At 61.7% G+C, this 20,163-nt stretch carries 17 protein-coding genes; 12 read left to right on the forward strand and 5 right to left on the reverse strand.

Features of this window, described 5'->3' with window-relative positions:
• Positions 1-166 precede the first annotated feature (166 nt).
• Positions 167-1,045 (forward strand): DMT family transporter, encoded by an 879-nt coding sequence (locus E4O97_RS14840; RefSeq protein WP_005791650.1) that lies wholly within the window; start codon positions 167-169, stop codon positions 1,043-1,045.
• 1 nt (position 1,046) lies between these two features.
• On the opposite strand, the gene E4O97_RS14845 is transcribed toward E4O97_RS14840, so the two are convergent.
• Entirely contained in the window at positions 1,047-2,381 is a 1,335-nt protein-coding gene (locus tag E4O97_RS14845) for an MFS transporter (RefSeq protein ID WP_032879362.1), read from the reverse strand.
• 226 nt (positions 2,382-2,607) lie between these two features.
• Between E4O97_RS14845 and quiC the strand changes: the two genes are divergently transcribed.
• Together quiC and E4O97_RS14855 are read left to right on the forward strand one after the other, a co-directional pair.
• Entirely contained in the window at positions 2,608-4,509 is a 1,902-nt protein-coding gene (quiC, locus tag E4O97_RS14850; RefSeq protein ID WP_148854034.1) for a 3-dehydroshikimate dehydratase QuiC, read from the forward strand.
• 75 nt (positions 4,510-4,584) lie between these two features.
• Positions 4,585-5,250, forward strand: a complete 666-nt coding sequence (locus E4O97_RS14855) for a TetR/AcrR family transcriptional regulator (RefSeq protein ID WP_032879366.1) — start codon at positions 4,585-4,587, stop codon at positions 5,248-5,250.
• An 80-nt stretch (positions 5,251-5,330) separates the two neighbouring features.
• Here the strand turns inward: E4O97_RS14855 and E4O97_RS14860 are convergent, their stop codons facing one another.
• A complete protein-coding gene (locus E4O97_RS14860) occupies positions 5,331-6,182 on the reverse strand; it encodes a shikimate dehydrogenase (protein WP_248161653.1) in 852 nt (283 codons plus the stop codon).
• Entirely contained in the window at positions 6,179-6,625 is a 447-nt protein-coding gene (gene aroQ / locus E4O97_RS14865) for a type II 3-dehydroquinate dehydratase (protein WP_005791645.1), read from the reverse strand. Before aroQ ends, E4O97_RS14860 begins: the two co-directional genes overlap by 4 nt.
• A 205-nt stretch (positions 6,626-6,830) precedes the next feature.
• On the opposite strand from aroQ, the gene E4O97_RS14870 reads away from it, so the two are divergent.
• The 9 genes from E4O97_RS14870 (at position 6,831) to E4O97_RS14910 (ending at position 17,578) form a co-directional block, all read left to right on the forward strand.
• On the forward strand, positions 6,831-7,352 hold the full coding sequence (locus E4O97_RS14870) for an RNA polymerase sigma factor (RefSeq protein ID WP_032879370.1): 522 nt from the start codon (positions 6,831-6,833) through the stop codon (positions 7,350-7,352).
• Positions 7,353-7,415: 63 nt separating this feature from the next.
• On the forward strand, positions 7,416-8,414 hold the full coding sequence (locus E4O97_RS14875; RefSeq protein ID WP_248161589.1) for a FecR family protein: 999 nt from the start codon (positions 7,416-7,418) through the stop codon (positions 8,412-8,414).
• A gap of 222 nt (positions 8,415-8,636) precedes the next feature.
• Positions 8,637-11,294: a TonB-dependent receptor gene (locus E4O97_RS14880; protein WP_032879374.1), complete on the forward strand. Its 2,658-nt coding sequence runs from the start codon at positions 8,637-8,639 to the stop codon at positions 11,292-11,294.
• An 81-nt stretch (positions 11,295-11,375) separates the two neighbouring features.
• Positions 11,376-11,996, forward strand: coding sequence for a heme acquisition protein HasA (locus E4O97_RS14885; RefSeq protein WP_005791641.1), 621 nt, complete (start codon positions 11,376-11,378; stop codon positions 11,994-11,996).
• A 170-nt stretch (positions 11,997-12,166) separates the two neighbouring features.
• On the forward strand, positions 12,167-13,915 hold the full coding sequence (locus tag E4O97_RS14890) for a type I secretion system permease/ATPase (RefSeq protein ID WP_216092137.1): 1,749 nt from the start codon (positions 12,167-12,169) through the stop codon (positions 13,913-13,915).
• The gene (locus E4O97_RS14895) at positions 13,912-15,237 is read left to right on the forward strand and encodes an HlyD family type I secretion periplasmic adaptor subunit (protein WP_216092136.1); all 1,326 of its coding nucleotides are present in this window, start codon (positions 13,912-13,914) and stop codon (positions 15,235-15,237) included. Before E4O97_RS14890 ends, E4O97_RS14895 begins: the two co-directional genes overlap by 4 nt.
• Positions 15,234-16,562 carry a TolC family outer membrane protein gene (locus E4O97_RS14900; RefSeq protein ID WP_248161591.1) on the forward strand — a complete coding sequence of 443 codons (1,329 nt, stop codon included), beginning with the start codon at positions 15,234-15,236 and terminating at the stop codon, positions 16,560-16,562. The genes E4O97_RS14895 and E4O97_RS14900 overlap by 4 nt, the downstream gene beginning before the upstream one ends.
• 135 nt (positions 16,563-16,697) lie before the next feature.
• Positions 16,698-17,126, forward strand: coding sequence for a DUF4160 domain-containing protein (locus tag E4O97_RS14905; protein ID WP_032879383.1), 429 nt, complete (start codon positions 16,698-16,700; stop codon positions 17,124-17,126).
• Complete coding sequence (locus E4O97_RS14910; protein ID WP_078822382.1) at positions 17,123-17,578, forward strand: DUF2442 domain-containing protein; 456 nt, start codon at positions 17,123-17,125, stop codon at positions 17,576-17,578. Before E4O97_RS14905 ends, E4O97_RS14910 begins: the two co-directional genes overlap by 4 nt.
• A gap of 70 nt (positions 17,579-17,648) precedes the next feature.
• On the opposite strand, the gene trmA is transcribed toward E4O97_RS14910, so the two are convergent.
• Both trmA and E4O97_RS14920 read right to left on the reverse strand, forming a co-directional pair.
• Entirely contained in the window at positions 17,649-18,728 is a 1,080-nt protein-coding gene (gene trmA, locus E4O97_RS14915; RefSeq protein ID WP_078822381.1) for a tRNA (uridine(54)-C5)-methyltransferase TrmA, read from the reverse strand.
• Complete coding sequence (locus E4O97_RS14920; protein ID WP_005791636.1) at positions 18,725-20,020, reverse strand: NCS2 family permease; 1,296 nt, start codon at positions 20,018-20,020, stop codon at positions 18,725-18,727. Before E4O97_RS14920 ends, trmA begins: the two co-directional genes overlap by 4 nt.
• Positions 20,021-20,163 lie beyond the last annotated feature (143 nt).

Here is a 20,163-nt window from a genome sequence, read left to right on the forward strand (position 1 = left end):
AAAAAGTGTGCAACGCCTGGGCGAGCGTGCAGGGTTGGACTCGATTCCAGTGATTTAGTGCGCTGTTCGCCCGCTGTTTGGTTATGCTCTTGGAGCAGGCGCTGGCCCGGCTGCTAGATTACCGGGTTGAGTACCATCGCGTTCAGCCCGCCAGCAAGAGAATTCCATGACTGTCAGTACCCCCCTCTCAGGCGTCAACCATCCCTTCAAAGGCATCCTGCTGATTGTGGTGGCGACGTTCCTGTTCTCCAGCCACGACGCCTTGTCCAAATACCTGGCCGGGTTCTACCCCATTGTGATGGTGGTGTGGGCGCGCTACCTGGTGCACACCCTGCTGATGGCCGGGATCTTCCTGCCGCAATCAGGCTTGCGCGTGCTGCGCAGCAAGCGTCCGGGTATGCAGGTGGTACGTGCCTTGTGCCTGTTGGGCACCAGCCTGTTTTTCACCGCCGCATTGCACTACATCCCATTGGCCGAAGCCACGGCGGTGAACTTCCTCGCGCCGATCCTGGTGACAGCGCTGTCGGTGCCGCTGTTGGGCGAACATGTGACACGCGGCCAGTGGCTGGCGGTGATCTGCGGCTTTATCGGGGTGCTGGTCATCATCCATCCCGGCGGCGAACTGTTCACGCCGGCGGTGCTGTTGCCGTTGTGTTCGGCGACGTTCTTCTGTTTTTACCAACTGTTGACGCGCATCCTCAGTAAGTTCGATACGCCGACCACCAGCAACTTCTTCGCCGGGCTGTGCAATACCCTGGTCATGAGCGCCATGGTGCCGTTCTTCTGGCAGGTGCCGAGCCTGTGGCATGGCGTGCTGATGCTGGCACTGGGGACCTGCGGGATGACGGCACACCTGATGCTCACCCAGGCGTTCCGCTTTGCGGCGCCGGCCTTGCTGGCGCCGTTTGGCTATTGCCAGATTGTGTTTGCGGGGTTGTTGGGCTGGCTGGTGTTCAGCCATACCCCCGATACAACCACGGTGGTCGGTATCGGGGTGATCTGCATGAGCGGGTTGGCCGCTGCCTGGCAGCAGCGGCGCAGGTAGGTCAAAGGTCGACGGTAGGAATCTTGCGCGGTGCCATGAAGTACATCCAGGTCAGCGCAATGAAGTACATCGCCGGGATCAGGGTGAATAACACTGTGTAGTTGTTGTTGGTCACCGTGAGGATATGGCCGACGATCTGGGTCATGAACATGCCGCCGATGGCCGCGCACATGCCGCCGAAGCCGAACACCGTGCTCATCATGTGCTTGGGCGTGTAGTCCATCACCAGGCTCCAGATGTTGGCGGTCCAGGCCTGGTGGGCGCCGATGGCCAGGGAGATGGCGAACACCGCGACCCACAGCTGGCTGGAGCCGGCCGCCATGATCACACCGACGATGCAGCAGGCGAACAGCAGCATCGACAAGAGCCGCGCCTTGATCGAGTTCATCCCGCGGCCGATCAGGAATGACGACAGAATCCCGCCTCCCACGCTGCCGAAGTCGGCGGTCAGGTAAATGATGATCAGCGGAATGCCCATCTGCGTCACGTTGATGCCCAGGTTGTATTGCTGGTTCAAAAACGGCGGCAGCCAGTACAGGTAGAACCAGAACACCGGCGCAGTCAGCGCGTAGGCGATGGCGAAGGCCCAGGTGCCACGCATACGCAGGATGCGGCTGAACGGCACGCGGGGCTGTTCGGGCTCGACTTCCTGTTGCACGTAGTCCAGTTCCGATTGTTTAACGCTTGGGTGGTCTTCCGGGTTGTAGTACTTCAACCCCCAGAACACCAGCCAGATCGCACCGAGTGCCGACATGCACAGGAACGCCGCCTGCCAGCCCCACACGTGCAGGATCAACGGCAGCAGCATCGGCGTCATCATCGCGCCGACGTTGGTGCCGGCGTTGAAGATGCCGGTGGCCACCGCACGTTCACCCGCCGGGAACCACAAACGTGTGGTCTTGACGCAGGCGGGGTAGTTGGCGGCTTCGGTCAGGCCGAGGATAAACCGGCAGACCATAAAGCCCACCGCCGAAGTGGCCAGACCGTGGGCGCCGGTGGCCAGGCTCCACAGCAGCACGGCGCAAAAGAACACGCGCTTGACGCCTACGCGGTCGATCAGGCGACCTTGCAGCACAAAGCCGATGGCGTAGCCGACCTGGAACCAGAAGTTGATGTTGGCGTAGTCCATCGCCGTCCAGCTCATTTCTTTGGCCAGGATCGGTTGCATCACGCCCAGGGCGGCGCGGTCGATGTAATTCAGGGTGGTGGCAAAAAACACCAGGGCCAGCATGCCCCAGCGCGTTTTACCCACGGCCAGGGCACCGCGGATCTTGTCGCCGATGCCGGCGTGCGGGTTGCCCGGGCGCGTGGCCAGGGCTGGATTTTGCAGAGGCATGAGGTCGTACCCGTTTTTTTGAAATTCTTATGGTGTGTTCTGGGTCTTTGTTACGTGAACGAATTGCCCGGTCGATGGTGCGCAGTGGTTAAAAAGTCGTCAATTCGCCAAACGGGCATAGTGTTCGATAATCGCACCAAAAACTAACCGGTTCGTACATTTTAATTGCTGCCTGTAGGCTGGGAGCGAATAATTTGCCACAAACAACAATTGCCGGGAGTCTTCCATGCAACGTTCTATTGCCACTGTGTCCTTGAGCGGCACCCTGCCGGAAAAGCTTGAGGCTATTGCCGCCGCCGGGTTTGATGGGGTGGAAATCTTCGAGAACGATTTGTTGTATTACGACGGCAGCCCCCGGGAAGTCAGGCAGATGTGCGCCGACCTGGGCATTGCCATCACCTTGTTCCAACCGTTTCGCGACTTCGAAGGATGCCGCCGCGACCGCCTGGCGCGCAACCTGGAGCGCGCCGAGCGCAAGTTTGACTTGATGCAAGAGCTGGGAACCGACCTGGTATTGGTGTGCAGTAATGCCTCGGCCGACAGCGTGGGCGACGAACGTATTCTGCTCGATGACTTGAGCCTGCTGGCCGAACACGCGGGCAAGCGCGGCCTGCGCATCGGCTATGAAGCATTGGCCTGGGGCAAGCATGTGAACACCTGGCAGCAGGTGTGGAACCTGGTGCGCCAGGTCGATCACCCAAGCCTGGGCGTGTTGCTCGACAGCTTCCACACCTTGTCGCTCAAGGGCGACCCCAGCGCCATTGCGCAGATCCCCGGCGACAAGATTTTCTTTGTGCAAATGGCCGACGCGCCGATCCTGGCCATGGATGTGCTGGAGTGGAGCCGGCATTTCCGCTGCTTCCCGGGGCAGGGCGAGTTCGACCTGGCGGGCTTTCTTGCTCCAATCATCCAGAGTGGCTACACCGGGCCGTTGTCCCTGGAAATTTTCAACGACGGTTTCCGCGCCGCGCCGACTCGGGCGAATGCGGCGGATGGCTTGCGGTCACTGTTATACCTGGAAGAAAAAACCCGCCAACGCCTGGCTGAACAAGCCCCCGCTGCGCCCGTGGACATCCTGTTTGAAACCCCGGCGGCCAGCGAATATGACGGTATCGAGTTTCTTGAATTTGCCGTGGATGAAAGCCTCGGCGCCAAACTGACCCACTGGCTGGAGCGCCTGGGTTTCGCCAAGGCCGGTCAGCATCGCTCGAAGAATGTGAGCCTGTTGCGCCAGGGTGACATCAACCTGATCCTCAACTGCGAACCCTATTCTTTCGCCCACAACTTTTTCGAGGCCCATGGCCCATCGCTGTGCGCCACCGCGATTCGGGTCAAGGACAGCGCCAAGGCCCTGGAGCGGGCGGTGGCCTACAAGGGCCAGCCGTATCGCGGGCTGGTGGGCCCCAACGAGCTTGAGTTGGCGGCGGTGCGTGCGCCAGATGGCAGCTTGATCTACCTGGTGGACCCCAGCGAAGGCGGGCTGTACGACACCGATTTCAACCTGCAAGTGGCCACACCTGCCAGCGGTGGCTTGTTGCGCATCGATCATATGGCCATGGCGCTGCCGGCGGACAGCCTCGACAGTTGGGTGCTGTTCTACAAAAGCCTGCTGGATTTCGAAGCCGATGACGAAGTGGTGCTGCCCGACCCCTACGGCTTGGTGAAGAGCCGTGCGTTGCGCAGCCGTTGCAGTTCGATTCGCCTGCCGCTGAACATCTCCGAAAACCGCAATACGGCGATTTCCCACGCGCTTTCCAGCTATCGCGGTTCGGGCGTGCACCATATTGCCTTCGATTGTGCGGATATTTTCGCCGAGGTGCGCCGGGCCAAAGAGGCCGGCGTGCCGTTGTTGGATATTCCACTCAACTATTACGACGACCTGGCGGCGCGCTTCGATTTCGACGATGAGTTCCTCAGTGAGCTGGCGTATTACAACGTGCTGTACGACCGCGACGCCCAGGGCGGTGAGTTGTTTCATGTGTACACCGAGGCGTTCGAAGGGCGGTTTTTCTTCGAGATCATCCAGCGCAAGAACGGCTATGCCGGCTACGGCGCGGCCAACGTAGCGGTGCGTCTGGCGGCGATGGCCAAGTCGCGCAGTGGGGCGGTACGCCAGGCCCGGCTATAACCGCAGGCAGGTGCTTCCTTCGGGAAGCGCCGCGGCCCATAATCAGCGCTTGCAAACAATGGCCGTGAGCGCACCATGACCCCGAGTCCCGATCTCCCCGCGGTAGCTGACGCACCGCGCAAGAGTCGCAAGAACAATCCGGAAAAGACCCGCGAGAATATTCTCCAGGAAGCCATTGTCGAGTTTGTTCAACAGGGCCTGGCCGGCGCTCGCGTGGACGCCATCGCCGAGCGCATCCACACCTCCAAGCGCATGATCTATTACTACTTCGGCAGTAAAGAGCAGTTATACGTCGAGGTATTGGAGAAGCTCTACGGCGATATCCGCAACACTGAAACCCGCATGAACCTCACGGCCCTGGAGCCGCGTGAGGCGATTCGCCGGCTGGTGGAATTCACCTTCGATCACCATGACCAGAACGTGGATTTCGTGCGCATCGTCAGCATCGAAAATATCCACAACGCCGAGTACGTCAAACGCACCGAGACCATCAAGGCGATGAACAGCAAGATCCTCGAAGGGCTGGGCGAGACCTTGCGCCGTGGCGCCGAACTGGGGTTGTTTCGCGAAGGGCTGGAGCCGTTGGACGTGCACCTGTTGATCAATTCGTTCAGCTTTTACCGGGTCTCCAACCGGCATACCTTCAGCGAGATATTCCAGATCGAACTGTCGGATGAGGCGATCAAGCACCGGCACCGGGAGATGATCTGCGAGTCGGTGTTGCGCTACCTGCAAGCCTGAGTTCAGCGCTGGGCCAATGTGGGAGGGGGCAAGTCGAATCGTCGCACCGCCCCTCCCACATTTGAACTCTGTTTCGGCAGTCAGCCATTCATGCTCTGGAAGTGCGCCAGCATCCTGTCTGCATACGCCACTTCACCGCTGAACAACTCAAACGCCTTCACCGCCTGAAACACCGCCATGTTGCCGCCATCCAGGGTGCGGCAACCCAATGCGCGGGCGTCGCGCAGCAGTTCGGTTTCCAGCGGGAAATACACGATTTCCGCAACCCACAACCCTGCCCGCAACAACGCAGCGGGGACCGGTGTGCCGGGCAGCTTGGTCATGCCCATCGGCGTGGTATTGACTAAACCATCGGCCTCGGCCATCGCATTTTTCAGATCAGTGCCGACCTGGGCACGACCAGGGCCGAAGCGCTGCGCGAGGTTATCCACAAGGTCGCGGGCGCGGGAGGCGTCCACGTCGAAAATGCTCAAGTGCTCGACCCCCTCTGCCAGCAGCGCATGGGCCACCGCTGCGCCCGCGCCACCGGCGCCCATCTGCACCACGTGTCGGCGGGCAACGTCATGCAAGTTGCGGCGAAACCCTTCGGCGAAGCCCAGGCAATCGGTGTTGTGGCCGATGCGTTTACCGTCCTTGAACACCACGGTGTTGACTGCACCAATGCCCCGGGCCTCGTCGGACAAGTCATCAAGCAGGGGCAGGATCGCCTGCTTGCACGGGTAGGTAATGTTCAACCCGTTGAAGTGCATCAGCTCGGCGGCCCGCAGTAATTCCGGCAGGGCGTCGAGGTCCAGGTGCAGCGGCTCAAGGTCGATCAGGCGATACAGGTAGCGCAGGCCCTGGGCGTCACCCTCGAGTTCATGCAGGGCAGGGGTGCGGGAAGCCTGGATACCGGCGCCGATCAGGCCGGCGAGAATGCGCGGTTTCATCAGGCGCGTCCCTTGAGTGTCTGGCTGAAGTGCTCAAGCGCCAGGTGGTAGCCGTGGCTGCCAAACCCGGCCAGCACGGCCTTGGCGATGGGCGATACAAATGAATGCTGACGAAACGCTTCGCGCGCGTGCACGTTGGATAAATGCACTTCGATCACCGGCACTTCACTGGCCACCAGCGCATCGCGGATCGCGACCGAGGTGTGGGTCCAGGCTGCCGGGTTGATCACGATACCCGCACAACGGTTACGGGCGCCGTGGATCCAGTCGAGCAGTTCGCCTTCGTGGTTGGTCTGGCGAAACTCGATTTTCAGCCCGAGTTCAGTAGCGCTGCGACCACACAGGGCGGCGATGTCAGCCAGGGTTTCATGGCCATAAGTGGCCGGCTCGCGGGTGCCGAGCAGGTTGAGGTTGGGGCCGTTGAGCACCAGCACGATGGGCGGCATAGCGGGATCTCCACAGTTCTTATTGGTTATGTGGGTAAAATGTACTGGTTGGTTAGTTTGGTCAATTGATCGCAGCGGATCTGTGCGGTTATCGAACTGTTATCAACAACCTCTTACGGCCCGATCAGATTAGATATCAATTGAAAATCATTCTCGACAACGCTTAAGATGCCCGCCTGTTTCCTATACATTCCAGGGAGCCGGTTTGTCGGACGTGGATCTCAAGGGCCTGTTTCTCAAGCACGCCGATACCCTGCGCGGGTATCTGGCGCGCAAGGTACGGGACCCGCAATTGGCCGCAGACCTGGTGCAGGAGAGCTTCCTGCGGCTGGCGGAAAAACCGGCCGGTGAGCGCATCGACAACTCCCAGGGCTATCTCTATCGAACGGCAAGCAATCTGCTGATCGACCATATTCGTCAGGAAGCGCGGCGCAAGACCGACACCGTGCCCCATGAGGCGCTGGCCGAGATCGAAGATGACGTGGCCGGGTTGGAGGCTCAGGCAATGGCGCAGCAACAGCGACAGGCATTGAAGCAGGCACTAGCGGAACTGCCGGAGCGCACCCAGCAGATTTTCCGCTTGAACCGTATCGAAGGCATGACCCACGCCCAGGTCGCCCGGCACCTGGCTATCTCCGACAGCTCAGTGCAAAAGCATCTGGCCAAGGCGTTGGCCTATGTGATGCAGCGCTTGCAGGAAGGCGAGGTGGCGCCATCCGACGAATGAATTACCGAAAAATGCCAGGCCAGACGTCAGAGCGTCTACATAACGAAAATTCGAGATTCACACGTGAATAGCCAGGGTCCGCAACAGCACAGCATTATCGAGGCGGCTGCCGAATGGGCGGTGCGCCTGCACGCCGGTGCCCTGAGCGAACAGGAGCAGGCCGAGTTGCGCCAGTGGATCGCCCGCGACAGCCGTCACGAAGGGGCGCTGCGGTTTGCCGAGCAGACCTGGGCGGCATTGGGTGAAGTACATAAGGACGAGCCCGTACACCGACAACGGCCAGCCGCGCCGACCCCGCCCGTGCGCCGCACCAAACGCAGAAGGCCGTGGCAACGTGCAGCCGCTGTGGCGCTGGTCGTGGTGGTGGCCGGCGTCGGCTGGCTACGCGGGCCCGACGTGTTGCTGCACATGCAGGCCGACTACGTCACGCAAAAGGGAGAGGTGCGCACGGTGCACCTGGCGGACGGCAGTAGGGTGGAACTGGATTCCGCCAGCGCCATTCGCCTGGATTACGATGGCGTGCAGCGGGGTATCAGCCTGCTCCAGGGCTCGGCGGTTTTTGATGTGGCGCCGATGAAAGGCGAAGAAACCCGGCCGTTCGTGGTGCACAGCGCCGGGGGCCAGACCCGGGCGCTGGGCACGCGGTTTGTGGTCGAGCGTGAGGGCCAGAGCCAGGCCTGGGTCGGTGTGCTGCAGCACAGCGTCGAGGTGTCTATGCAGGCCTCACCGACCACAGGCCCGGTCGAGCGCGTTGTGCAGCAAGGCCAGGCTGCGCGTTACAGCCCCGTTGAAGGTGTGGTCAGCCTTGATCAGTTTGATGTGGATCGCGCCACCAGTTGGCGGCGCGGTGTGTTGATCTTCGACCGCCAGCCGTTGGCCAAGGTTATCGAGCAACTCAACCGTTACCGCCCCGGGCGGGTAGTGTTGACCGACGCGGCCTTGGGTGAACGCGAAGTCAGCGGTGTCTTCCGCCTGGACATGCTCGACAGCGCACTCGCCACCCTGACCCAGGAACTTCAAGTGCAACGCTTGGACCTGGCCGGCCTCAGCCTGATCTATTGACCTTTCGCGTTATCGGCAGCAGCTCTGTCCTGTGGCGAGCAAGCTTGCTTGCGACTGCTGCGCAGTCGAACGGGAGCAAGCTCCCCCGCCACACGCGGGCTGGTTTTCAAACCCTCATTAAAAATTTCTAAAAAGCCTTACTGACTTCTCGCGTCTCGCGCGTCTTGCTAGGTGAGAAGCATTCGCATAAACAAAAAACGCTTAGCGCAGGGATAACCATACATGTCAGCACTCACCAAGGGGCGTATCACCGGCAGCCGGTTGGCCCTGGCCATTCACTTGGGATTGTTTGCCGTCGCCGCGCCGGTGCATGCCGTGCAGCCTGCGGCTGGCGCAGCCCAATCTGCTGTGTTGAGGTTCGACATTCCTGCGCAATCCCTGGGCAGTGCAGTACTGGCGTTCGCCGATCAGGCGGGCCTGCAAGTGTTGTTCGACAGCCAGCGCCTGCAAGGGTTGAGCAGCTCCGCGCTCAAGGGCAGCTTCGACGTGCAGGAAGGTCTTGGCCGCCTGCTGGGTGCCGCACCGGTTGAATATCGTTTCACCGGCGAGCGCCAGGTCACCTTGACCCGCGTCGAGCAACAGGCCGGAGCGCTGGCCTTGGGGACCACCACCATCACCGGCCTGCACAAGCAGGACTGGGTGTATTCAACACCACGTTCGGTCAGCGTGGTCGATCGCGAGCAACTGGACCGCAACCCGCCACGCCATGCTGCCGAGATGCTCGAAGAGGCGCCCGGCGTCTACTCCGCCGTCAGCCAGCAAGACCCTGGCCTGTCCGTGAATATCCGCGGTATCCAGGACTATGGCCGGGTCAATATGTCGGTCGATGGCATGCGCCAGAATTACCAGCAGAGCGGCCACCAGCAACGCAATGGCACGCTGTATGTCGACCCCGAGTTGTTGTCCGAAGTGGTGATCGAAAAGGGCGCGACCTCAACCCAAGGCGGGGCGGGCGTGATTGGCGGGGTGGCCAATTTCCGTACCGTGGAGGCCGCCGACCTGCTCAAGGACGGCAAGCAAATCGGCGGGCGCATTCGCCTCACCACCGGGTTGGGCGGGCGCAGCAACGGCACGCACTTTATCGGCAGTTCGGCGTTTGCCGTGGGGACCGACGTGTGGGACATGTTGGTGGCCGCCAGTGAGCGTCACCTGGGCGATTACAACCCCGGCACCAAGGGCAGCATCGGCGAGCTGCGTACCGGTGCGGCGTACATGCCGGCCAGTGAAGAGCGCATCAAGCACAGCACGGTCGCCTATTCAGGCTCGGTGATGCGCTCGCGCCTGCTCAAGCTGGGGCTCAACCTGCCAGTTGATCAGCGTCTGCAACTGAGCTACCTGGTCACCGAGGTCGACTACGACGACGTCAACATGATGACCGCCGAAAAGTCCCAGTTGTGGGAAAAGCTCGGCAGCAGCAACGTCAAGGCGCAGAACTTCGCGCTGGATTACAGCTATGCACCCGACAACCCGCTGATCGACTTCAAGGCCAAGCTTTACCATGTGGATACCCGCAATGACCAATCCACGCTGGCCAGGGGGATCAGCAAGGGTTACGACGTTACCTATCAAACCAATACCTATGGCGTGCAGGCGCAGAACACCTCGACCTTTGCCCTGACCGAGCTGGCCGCACTCAAGGCCAACTACGGGCTGGAGTTTTTCTACGATAAGGTTCGGCCCGATTCCAACCAGGCCGTAGAAGCCGGCTCGGCGCTGACGGCGTCGGCGGCGGAAAGCATCACGCCCAAAGGCGACCGCGCGATGGGCAGCGTGTTCGGGCGCCTGGATCTGGACTACGACGGTTGGCTGAACCTCAACGCCGGCTTGCGTTATGACCGCTATCGGCTGCGCGGCGAAACCGGCTTGAACACCCGCACGTTCATCCTCGGCACCACCCGCCAGATTGGGGTGCCGGTCAATTACGACGTGGATCGCGAGGAGGGCCGCTTCTCCCCGACCTTCGGGCTGTCGATCAAGCCCGGCGTCGATTGGCTGCAGCTCTTCGCCACCTACGGCAAGGGCTGGCGTCCGCCGGCGGTGACCGAGGCCCTGGTCAGCGGTCGGCCCCATGGCGGTGGTTCGGAGTCGATTCTCCCCAACCCCTACCTCAAGCCGGAGCGATCCACTGCGTGGGAAGTCGGGTTCAATGTGCTCAAGCAAGACCTGCTGTTCGCCGATGATCGCGCGGGCATGAAAGTGTCGTACTTCAACACCCGGGTCGATGACTTTTCCTATATGGCCCTGGGCGTGCAGCCACCCGGTTATGGCAACGTCAATATCGGCAGTGCGGCCTACGTCAACAACCTGGAAACCACGCGTTTTCGTGGCCTTGAGTACCAGCTCGATTACGACGCCGGCTTTGCCTACGGCCAGTTCAACTACACGCGGATGCTCGGCAGCAACAAGTTCTGCAGCAAAACCGCCTGGCTCGGCGGCGTGACCAAAACCCAGAAGCGGCCCGGCAACCGGGCGCCGGTGGATGCGATGGTACCGGACGATGCGGCCAATGCCGGCGTGGGTTGCAGCGCGATCCTGGGCTCTTCCGAACACATGCCCATGGACCGTGGCACGGCCACCCTGGGCGCACGGTTCCTTGAACGCAAGCTGGATGTGGGCGTGCGCGCTCGCTACAGCGCGGGCTACTACGTCAAAGGCGCCGCCGGGGTGACCACCGCGCAAACCGGCGTCTACCCCGCCGACTGGAAGCCCTACACCGTCTATGACCTTTACGGCAGTTACCGCGCCACCGATCAACTGACCCTGCGCCTGGCCATGGAAAACGTCACCGACCGCGCCTACCTGGTGCCGTTGGGCGACGTGCTGGCCTTCACCCTGGGCCGTGGGCGCACGTTGCAAGGCACCGTTGAATATCAGTTCTGACCGCTTTTGCCCAGTAACGGGCAAAACCACAGCAGGCACTGGCTTGCTGCGGAGTGACCACCCAATGACTTGGAGTTTTGCATGAGCATTTCTATTTCATACAGCACGACCTACGCCGCCAACACCGTCGCTCAGTACCTGAGCGATTGGTCGGCCTACTTCGGTGATCTCAACCACCGTGAAGGTTCGGTCAAAGAGGGTGTGAACACCGGTGGTTTCAATCCTGGGCCGTTCGACGGCACCCAATATGGCGTTTCGAGCAGCGTCAGTGATGCGGCAGTGGTTGCCGAAGGCAGCCTGCATTACACCTTGTTCAATCCGCCGACCCACACCCTGTGGGGCTCGCTCGATGGCCTGACCCTGGGCGATACCCTTGCCGGTGGCGCAACCAGCGGTGGCTACAGCATCGCCAACCAGGAAGTCAGCTTCACCAACCTGGGCCTGTCGAGTCTGCAATCCGAAGGCCGTGACGGCCAGGTGCACAAAATCGTGTACGGCCTGATGAGCGGTGACAGTTCGGCGCTGGCCTCGGCAATCGACACCTTGCTCAAGGGCATCGACCCAAGCCTGTCGGTCAACTCCACCTTCGACCAACTGGCCGCCGCCGGTGTGGCGCATCAGGATTCGGCTGCGTTCGCCGCTGCCGATGTGGGCCTGGTCGGGATTCAGGATGCGCCGCAAGACTTCGCCCTGGCCGCCTGATGCAAAAAAGCCGATGAAAGCTCACGCCTTCACCGGCTTGGTTGAAACCCCGTCGCCGCCCGAGTTTTCGAAGGCCAGTGCGGCGGCGGGGGCAAATTCTGTGGGTGCGCCGCAGGTGCTGTCAACGCACCGGGCGAGCCCTTGCTTGACTCTTCAATGGGACAACCTCCATGACTCGGCCCGGTGCCAAGCGCGCGAATGAGATGCTGGCTGCACTCACGGCCTATAAAAGCGCCTTCTTCAACATCGGCCTGTTCTCAGCGGTGATCAACCTGCTGATGCTGGCCCCGGCGCTGTACATGTTGCAGGTGTACGACCGGGTATTGGCTTCCGGCAACCAGATGACCCTGCTGATGCTGACGCTGATGATCCTCGGCCTGTTCGCCTTGATGGGGGCGTTGGAGTGGGTGCGCAGCCAAGTGGTGATTCGCCTCGGCACGCAAATGGACATGCGTTTGAACCAGCGGGTGTTCGACGCCGCTTATGAAGCGCAACTCAAGGGCGGCACCCAGGCCGCGGGCCAGGCCCTGCACGACCTGACCACCTTGCGCCAGTTCGCCACCGGCCAGGCGCTGTTCGCCTTTTTCGATGCGCCGTGGTTTCCGGTGTACCTGCTGGTGATCTTCCTGTTCCACCCTTGGCTGGGCCTGCTGGCGCTGGGTGGTGCGCTGCTGCTGATCGCGCTGGCGTGGGCCAACCACCATGTCAGCCAGGCGCCGATGGCACTGGCCAGCCAACTGTCGATCAGTGCCAGCCAGCAGGCCACGGCCAACCTGCGCAATGCCGACACCATCGAGGCCATGGGTATGCTCGCCACACTGCGCGGGCGCTGGTTCAGCCAGCACCAGGCGTTTCTGGTGCAGCAGAACCTGGCCAGTGAAAAGACTGCGGTGGTCACAGCCTGGTCCAAGGGCGTACGCCTGGCCCTGCAATCGCTGGTGCTGGGTTTGGGCGCCTGGTTGGCGGTCAACGGCGACATTACGCCGGGGATGATGATTGCCGGGTCGATCCTGATGGGGCGCGTGCTCAGCCCCATCGACCAGTTGATCGGCGTGTGGAGGCAGTGGGGTTCGGCGCGCCTGGCCTATGAGCGTTTGTCGTTGTTGCTGCAGGATAACCCGGCGCGACCGGCACGCATGAGCCTGCCAGTGCCCAAGGGCCAGGTAAGCCTGGAGCAGATCAGCGCCTGCGCCCCCGGCAGCCGCCGGCCCGCGCTGGCCAACCTGGGCTTCAGCCTGCCGGCGGGTGACGTGCTCGGTGTGATCGGCCCCTCGGGCTGCGGCAAGTCCACCCTGGCGCGGGTGCTGGTGGGGGCCTGGGCCCCGCTGGCCGGCAAGGTGCGCTTGGATGGCGCCGACCTGGCCGTGTGGGACAAACAGCAACTGGGCCCGCATATCGGTTACTTGCCCCAGGACATCCAGCTGTTCGCGGGCAGCATTGCGCAAAACATCGCGCGTTTTGAAACGGTGGAGGCCGACAAAGTCCTCGCTGCGGCGCAAATGGCCGGCGTGCACGAGCTGATCCTGCAACTGCCGCAAGGCTACGACACGCAACTGGGCGAGGGCGGCGCAGGCTTGTCCGGCGGGCAAAAACAACGGGTGGCCCTGGCGCGTGCGCTGTACGGCCTGCCGGCGCTGATTGTGCTGGATGAGCCCAATGCCAACCTCGACGAAGTGGGCGAGCAGGCGCTGCTGCAAGCCATCGCCCTGCTCAAGCAACAGCGCCGCACCCTGATTCTGATCACCCACAAACCCAACGTGCTGAGCCTGACCGACCAGTTGCTGATCCTCAAGGACGGCCAGATGCAGGCGTTCGGCCCGACGGCGCGGGTGTTGGAGGCGCGGCAAAAACCTGTGGCCAGCAAGCCGGTGTCGAGCATGAGCATGAGCTACCGCTTCGGTGAAGGAAAACCCGCATGAACCAGAGCAAACCTGCGTTGATCAGCGACCAGCCACACAACGTGCTGGCGCTGGATGACAAAAAATACTCGCGCCTGGGGTGGTGGCTGGTGCTTGGAGGCTTTGCCGGCTTTCTTGGCTGGGCGGCGCTGGCACCGTTGGACAAGGGCGTGGCGGTGCCGGGCAAGGTCATGGTGTCGGGGCATCGCAAGACGGTGCAACACCCGGCGGGCGGGATCGTGGAGCGTATTGAAGTGCGTGACGGTGACCGGGTACGCGCAGGCCAGGTGTTGTTGCGCCTGAAAGAAACACCGTTGCGCGGGCAGATGCAGTCACTGCGCAGCCAATACCTGGCGTCGCTGGCCAGCGAAGCGCGCTTGAGTGCCGAGAGCGAAGGCTTGCCGGCCATTGCATTTGGCCCCGAGCTGCTGGCCGATCCCGACGTCGCAAACACCCTGACCCTGCAACGCCAGTTATTCCAGAGCCGTGCCCAGGCCCTGGCCACCGAACAGGCGGGCCTGCGCGAAACCATCGCCGGCTTTGAGGCGCAGTTGCGCGGCACGCGGGCCTCCCAAGCGAGCAAAGTGCAACAGCGGGCGGCGTTGAATGAGCAGCTTCAGGGCCTGCGCGAGTTGGCGCGTGACGGCTACATCCCACGCAATCGCCTGCTCGACAGCGAGCGGCTGTATGCGCAAATCGACGGCGCTATCGCTGAGGATTTCGGGCGTATCGGCCAGTTGCAGCGCCAGGTGCTGGAGTTGCGTTTGCGCATCCGCCAGTTGGGCGAAGACTTCCAGAAAGACCTGCGCACCCAGTTGGCCGAGACTCGCACCCGCAGCGAGGACTTGCGCAATCGCCTGGCCTCCGCCGAGTTCGAACTGGCCAACAGCCTGGTTCGTGCTCCGGCATCCGGCGTGGTGGTGGGGTTGCAGGTATACACCGAGGGCGGCGTGATCAAGCCCGGTGAGGCCCTGATGGACATCGTGCCCCAGGGCGAGCCGTTGTGGGTGGAGGCGCGGGTGCCGGTACAGATGATCGACAAGGTGCACCCGGGCTTGCCGGTTGAGTTGATGTTTTCGGCATTCAACCAATCCACCACGCCACGGGTGGCGGGCGAGGTCACGTTGGTCTCGGCCGACCGCCAGGTCGATGAGCGTACCGATGAGCCGTATTACACGCTACGGGCCCAGGTCAGCGCAGCGGGTATGCAGCAACTGGACGGCGTGCAGATCCGTCCGGGGATGCCGGTGGAAACCTTCGTCAAGACCGGCGAGCGCTCGATGCTCAACTACCTGTTCAAACCCTTGCTGGACCGTACCCATATGGCCCTGGTGGAAGAATGAAGGCGTTGTTGTTCACCCTCTGTTTAAGTTGCACGCCAGCGGCAAACGCCCTGGGTCTGTTGGATGTGTATGAGTTGGCGCTACGCAACGACCCGACCTTTCAGGCGGCGATCCAGGAGCGTGAGGCCGGTGAAGAAAACCGCGTGATTGGTCGAGCCGCGTTGCTGCCGAACCTTTCATGGAGCTACAACAACTCGCGCAATGAGTCCGAAGTCACCCAGAGTACGGCGGTGGGTAATGTCACCAGCGACCGCAATTACCGCAGCTACGCCTCGGCCCTGACCTTGCAGCAACCGCTGCTCGATTACGAAGCCTATGCGCGTTTTCGCCAAGGTACTGCCCAGGCGTTGATGGCCGACGAGCGCTTTCGCGGCAAGAGCCAGGAGTTGGCCGTGCGGGTGTTGAGCGCCTACAGCCAGGCATTGCTGGCACAAGAGCGCATCGAGTTGAGCCGCGCCCAGAAACGGGCGTTTGCCGAGCGCCTGCAACTCAATGACCGCCTGCTCAAAGGCGGTGAAGGCACGCGGACCGATGTACTCGAAACCCAGGCGCGCCTAAGCCTGGCCCAGGCCGAAGAGATCGAAGCCGTGGATGCCCAGGACAGCGCTTTGCGTGAGTTGGAAGCCATTGTCGGCCAGCCGCTGCACATCGAAGAACTGGCACCCCTGGCCCGCTCATTCGAGATCGCGCCGCTTGAGCCCAACCGTTTCGAAACCTGGCGTGAACTAGCCATGGCCAACAACCCCGAACTCAAGTCCCAGCACCACGCGCTCGACGTGGCCTCTTATGAAGTGGAGCGCAAGCGCGCCGGGCATTTGCCCAAGGTCAGCCTGTACGCGACCAGTCGCAAGACCAGTTCCGACTCAGAAAGCAGTTACAACCAGAAGTACGACACCAACAGCGTCGGCATTCAGATCAGCCTGCCGCTGTTTGCCGGTGGCTCGGTCTCAGCCTCTACCCGTCAGGCGGCCAACCAATTGTCCCAGGCTCAATACGAGCTGGACGCGCAAACCGCCGCAACCTTGGTGGAGTTGCGCAAGCAATTCAACCTCAACACCAGCGGCGCGGCCAAGGTGCGGGCCTATGAAATGGCAGTGAGTTCCGCCACGGCGCTGGTGAGCGCCACGAAGAAAAGCGTCAGTGGCGGCGAGCGGGTCAACCTTGATGTACTCGACGCCGAACAACAACTGTTCACCGCCCGCCGTGACCTGGCCAATGCACGCCACGCGTACCTGCTGGCGCGCATTCAGTTGAAGTATTACGCGGGGTTGCTGAGCGAGCAGGACTTGCGGGCGTTGGCCGGGTATTTCCGGCCCTCGGCATGAGTGGTTACAACCCGGCATTCGCCGGGTTTTTTGTGGTTACTAGTCTGTGAAACAGCTTCGGGAATCAGGAGCCGGTTGTCGGGTGGCAGAGGGAAATTGTTACCTGGCGGAAAATAACCTAACGGATGGGTTACGATGAGAGTAGGTGCTTACAAAGGCTACGTGATTTCAGTGTTTATCAGGGATGAGCATTGCCCGCCCCATGTGCATGTCAGGGGCAAGGGATGGGATGCACGCTTTCGCTTCAGTTTTTTGGGTGGGGATGTTGAGTTGTGGGACGTAGAGCCTGAACGGAGGCGGCCACCCATGTCGGTACTGAAGGAAATACGCGAGGCGATCATGCAGCGGCACTACTTGGCGCGGGCACGCAGGATTTGGTGGGAAAAACTGCAGACGGTTTGTCTGGAGAATCATTCCTGGGATTGGGACGCTGGTGAGTTGGTTCCAGGGTTGGTCATTCGACCGGGCGTCTACGTCATCGCAAGCGCCCGGCACGACGTTGTCGAGCAACGGACTATTTTGAATCTGGTAAGAGCGCCAGATTGCGTGGGGATTAATTTATGAAGATCGTAAAAGCTAAGGTCAAACCTTATGTACCTCTCACTGAGGCCGACGTTGACAAGGCAATCGCCCGAGGGCGCAGGTTGAAGCGCCTGTACGCCAACGCCAGCAATGTGCGTTATGAAAACGACTGCCTCTCCATCGGCTTCAGCGATGGCAGCCGCGTGGTGTTGCCGGTGGCTGGCCTTCCGGAGTTCGAGGGGTTTTCAGAGAAAGACTTTCAGCAACTGGAAGTGACGTTCGGTGGCAAAGCGATAAGCTGTGAAGCTCAGGACCTGGACGTTTCGATTACCGGCCTGATCGCTACAAGCCAGCCGCTGATGGACCTGGCAACCAGCCTGGTGGCATCGCGCAATGGTCGCAAAAGCAGCGCGGCCAAATCCGCCGCCGCCCGCGCCAATGGCAAGAAGGGCGGGCGGCCACGCAAGGACGTACCAGAAACACCAGACACATGAGTAACCCCTGTGGGAGGGGGCTCGCCACAGCAAGCCCTCTCCCACATTATTGGGTCGATGCCCCGCGGTTTTATCGGCGGGTCAGCAACACACCCGATTCCATATGGTGCGTCCACGGGAACTGGTCGAACATCGCACATTGGGTAATCCGGTGCGTGTCATGCAGTTGCGCGATGTTGGCGGCCAACGTCTCCGGGTTGCAGGAGATGTACAGGATATTGTCGAAACGCCGGGTCAGTTCGCAGGTGTCCGGGTCCATGCCGGCGCGGGGCGGGTCGACGAATACGCTGCCAAACTCATAGCTTTTCAGGTCGATGCCGTGCAAGCGGCGGAATGGGCGCACTTCATTGAGCGCCTCGGTGAGTTCCTCGGCGGAGAGGCGCACCAACTTGACGTTACCGATCGCGTTTTCATCGAGGTTGCTCAAGGCCGCGTTCACCGAGGTCTTGCTGATCTCGGTGGCCAGCACGTTACGCACGCGAGTGGCCAGCGGCAGGGTGAAGTTGCCGTTGCCGCAGTAGAGTTCGAGCAAATCGTCCGGGCGGTCGCCCAAGGCTTCAAATGCCCAGTTGAGCATCTTCTGGTTCACCGTACCGTTGGGCTGGGTGAAGGCGCCTTCGGGCTGGCGGTAGCTGAAGGTGCGGCCACCGACCTCGAGTTTCTCCACTACGTAGTCCTGGCCGATCACATCGCGCTTGCCCTTGGAGCGGCCGATGATGCTCACATTCAGCTCAGCCGCCAGCTTGTTCGCGGCGGTGTGCCAATGCTCGTCCAGCGGGCGGTGATAGCACAGGGTGATCATCGCGTCGCCGGCCAGGGTGGTGAGGAACTCCACCTGAAACAGCTTGTGGCTCAGGGCGGCGCTGGCTTGCCAGGCGGCCTTGAGTTGCGGCATCAACTGGTTGATGCGCTGGCTGGCAATCGGAAACGCTTCGATCAGGATCGGCGTGCGCTTGTCGTCCTGGGAAAACATTGCGTAATGGCGATCACCGCCTTCGCGCCACAGGCGGAACTCCGCGCGCAGGCGGAAGTTTTGCAAGGGCGAATCGAAGACCTGCGGTTCGGGCGCGTCGAAGGGTGCCAGCAGGTCACGCAAACGCGTGACCTTGTCTTGCAGTTGAGCGGTGTAGCTTGCGGCGTCAAAAGTCATGCGTTGAACCAGCCCAGCTTGATCACAAACAGAATCGACAGGATTACCAGTGCCGGGTTCAGCTCACGGTAGCGGCCCGAAAGCAGCTTGATGGCGGTCCAGGCGATGAAACCGAAGGCGATGCCATTGGCGATGGAGTAAGTGAAGGGCATCGCCAGGGCAGTGATCACCACCGGCGCTGCAACCGTAATGTCATCCCAGTCGATTTCGGCCAGGCCCTGGCTCATCAGCACCGCTACAAACAGCAGGGCTGGCGCGGTGGCATACGCGGGCACGCTGGCGGCCAGCGGCGAGAAGAACAGCGCCAGCAGGAACAGGATCGCGACCACGATGGCGGTCAAGCCGGTGCGGCCACCGGCGCTCACGCCTGCGGCCGATTCGATGTAGCTGGTGGTGGTGGAAGTACCCAGCAGCGAGCCAGCCATGGCGGCGGTGCTGTCAGCGATCAGCGCACGGCCCATTTTCGGCATATGGCCGTCCTTGCCCATCAGGCCGGCGCGCTTGGCGACGCCGATCAGGGTGCCGGAGTTATCGAACAGGTCGACGAACAGGAAGGCGAAGATCACGCTGACCAGGCCGATATCCAGCGCGCCCTTGATATCCAGCTGCAGGAACGTCGGAGCCAGCGAAGGTGGCACCGAGGTCACACCGATGAAGGGTGTGAAGCCCAATACGATGGAGGCGATGGTCACCGCCAGGATACCGATCAGCACCGCACCGCGTACGGCCAGGGCTTCGAGCGCGACGATCAGGACGAAACCCAGCGTCGCCAGGATTGGCGCCGGTTGTTTCAAGTCGCCCAGGCCCACCAGGGTGGCCGGGTTGGCGACCACGATCCCGGCGTTATGCAGGGCAATCAGCGCCAGGAACAGGCCGATACCGGCAGCAATTGCCGAGCGCAGAGGCAGTGGGATGGCGTTGATGATCCACTCGCGGATGCGGAAGATCGACAGCAGGAAGAACAGCACCGCCGAAATGAACACCGCGCCCAGCGCCACCTGCCAGGTGTGGCCCATGTGCAGGACCACGGTGTAGGTGAAGAACGCGTTGAGGCCCATGCCCGGCGCCAGCGCAATCGGGTAGTTGGCGATCAGGCCCATCACGGTGGAACCGATGGCCGCCGCCAGGCAGGTCGCGACAAATACCGCACCTTTGTCCATGCCGGTCTCGCCGAGGATGCTCGGGTTCACGAACAGGATGTAGGCCATGGCCAGGAAGGTGGTGATCCCCGCAAGAATCTCGGTGCGCACATTGGTGTTGTGGGCTTTGAGTTGAAACAGCTTTTCCAGCATGCCGGCTCCCTGTGACGCTATTGTGCGTCGTTATTTGTTGACCTCTAAGTCAAAGCACAAACTGCGCCAAGCGCCTGTGGTTTCAGAGAGGATCGGAAAAAGCGGCGCATCATACCAGCAGCCGAGGCTGTGTGGCGCATGGC

It is taken from the genome of Pseudomonas sp. W15Feb34, from assembly GCF_023127765.1.
Taxonomy (GTDB): domain Bacteria; phylum Pseudomonadota; class Gammaproteobacteria; order Pseudomonadales; family Pseudomonadaceae; genus Aquipseudomonas; species Aquipseudomonas synxantha_A.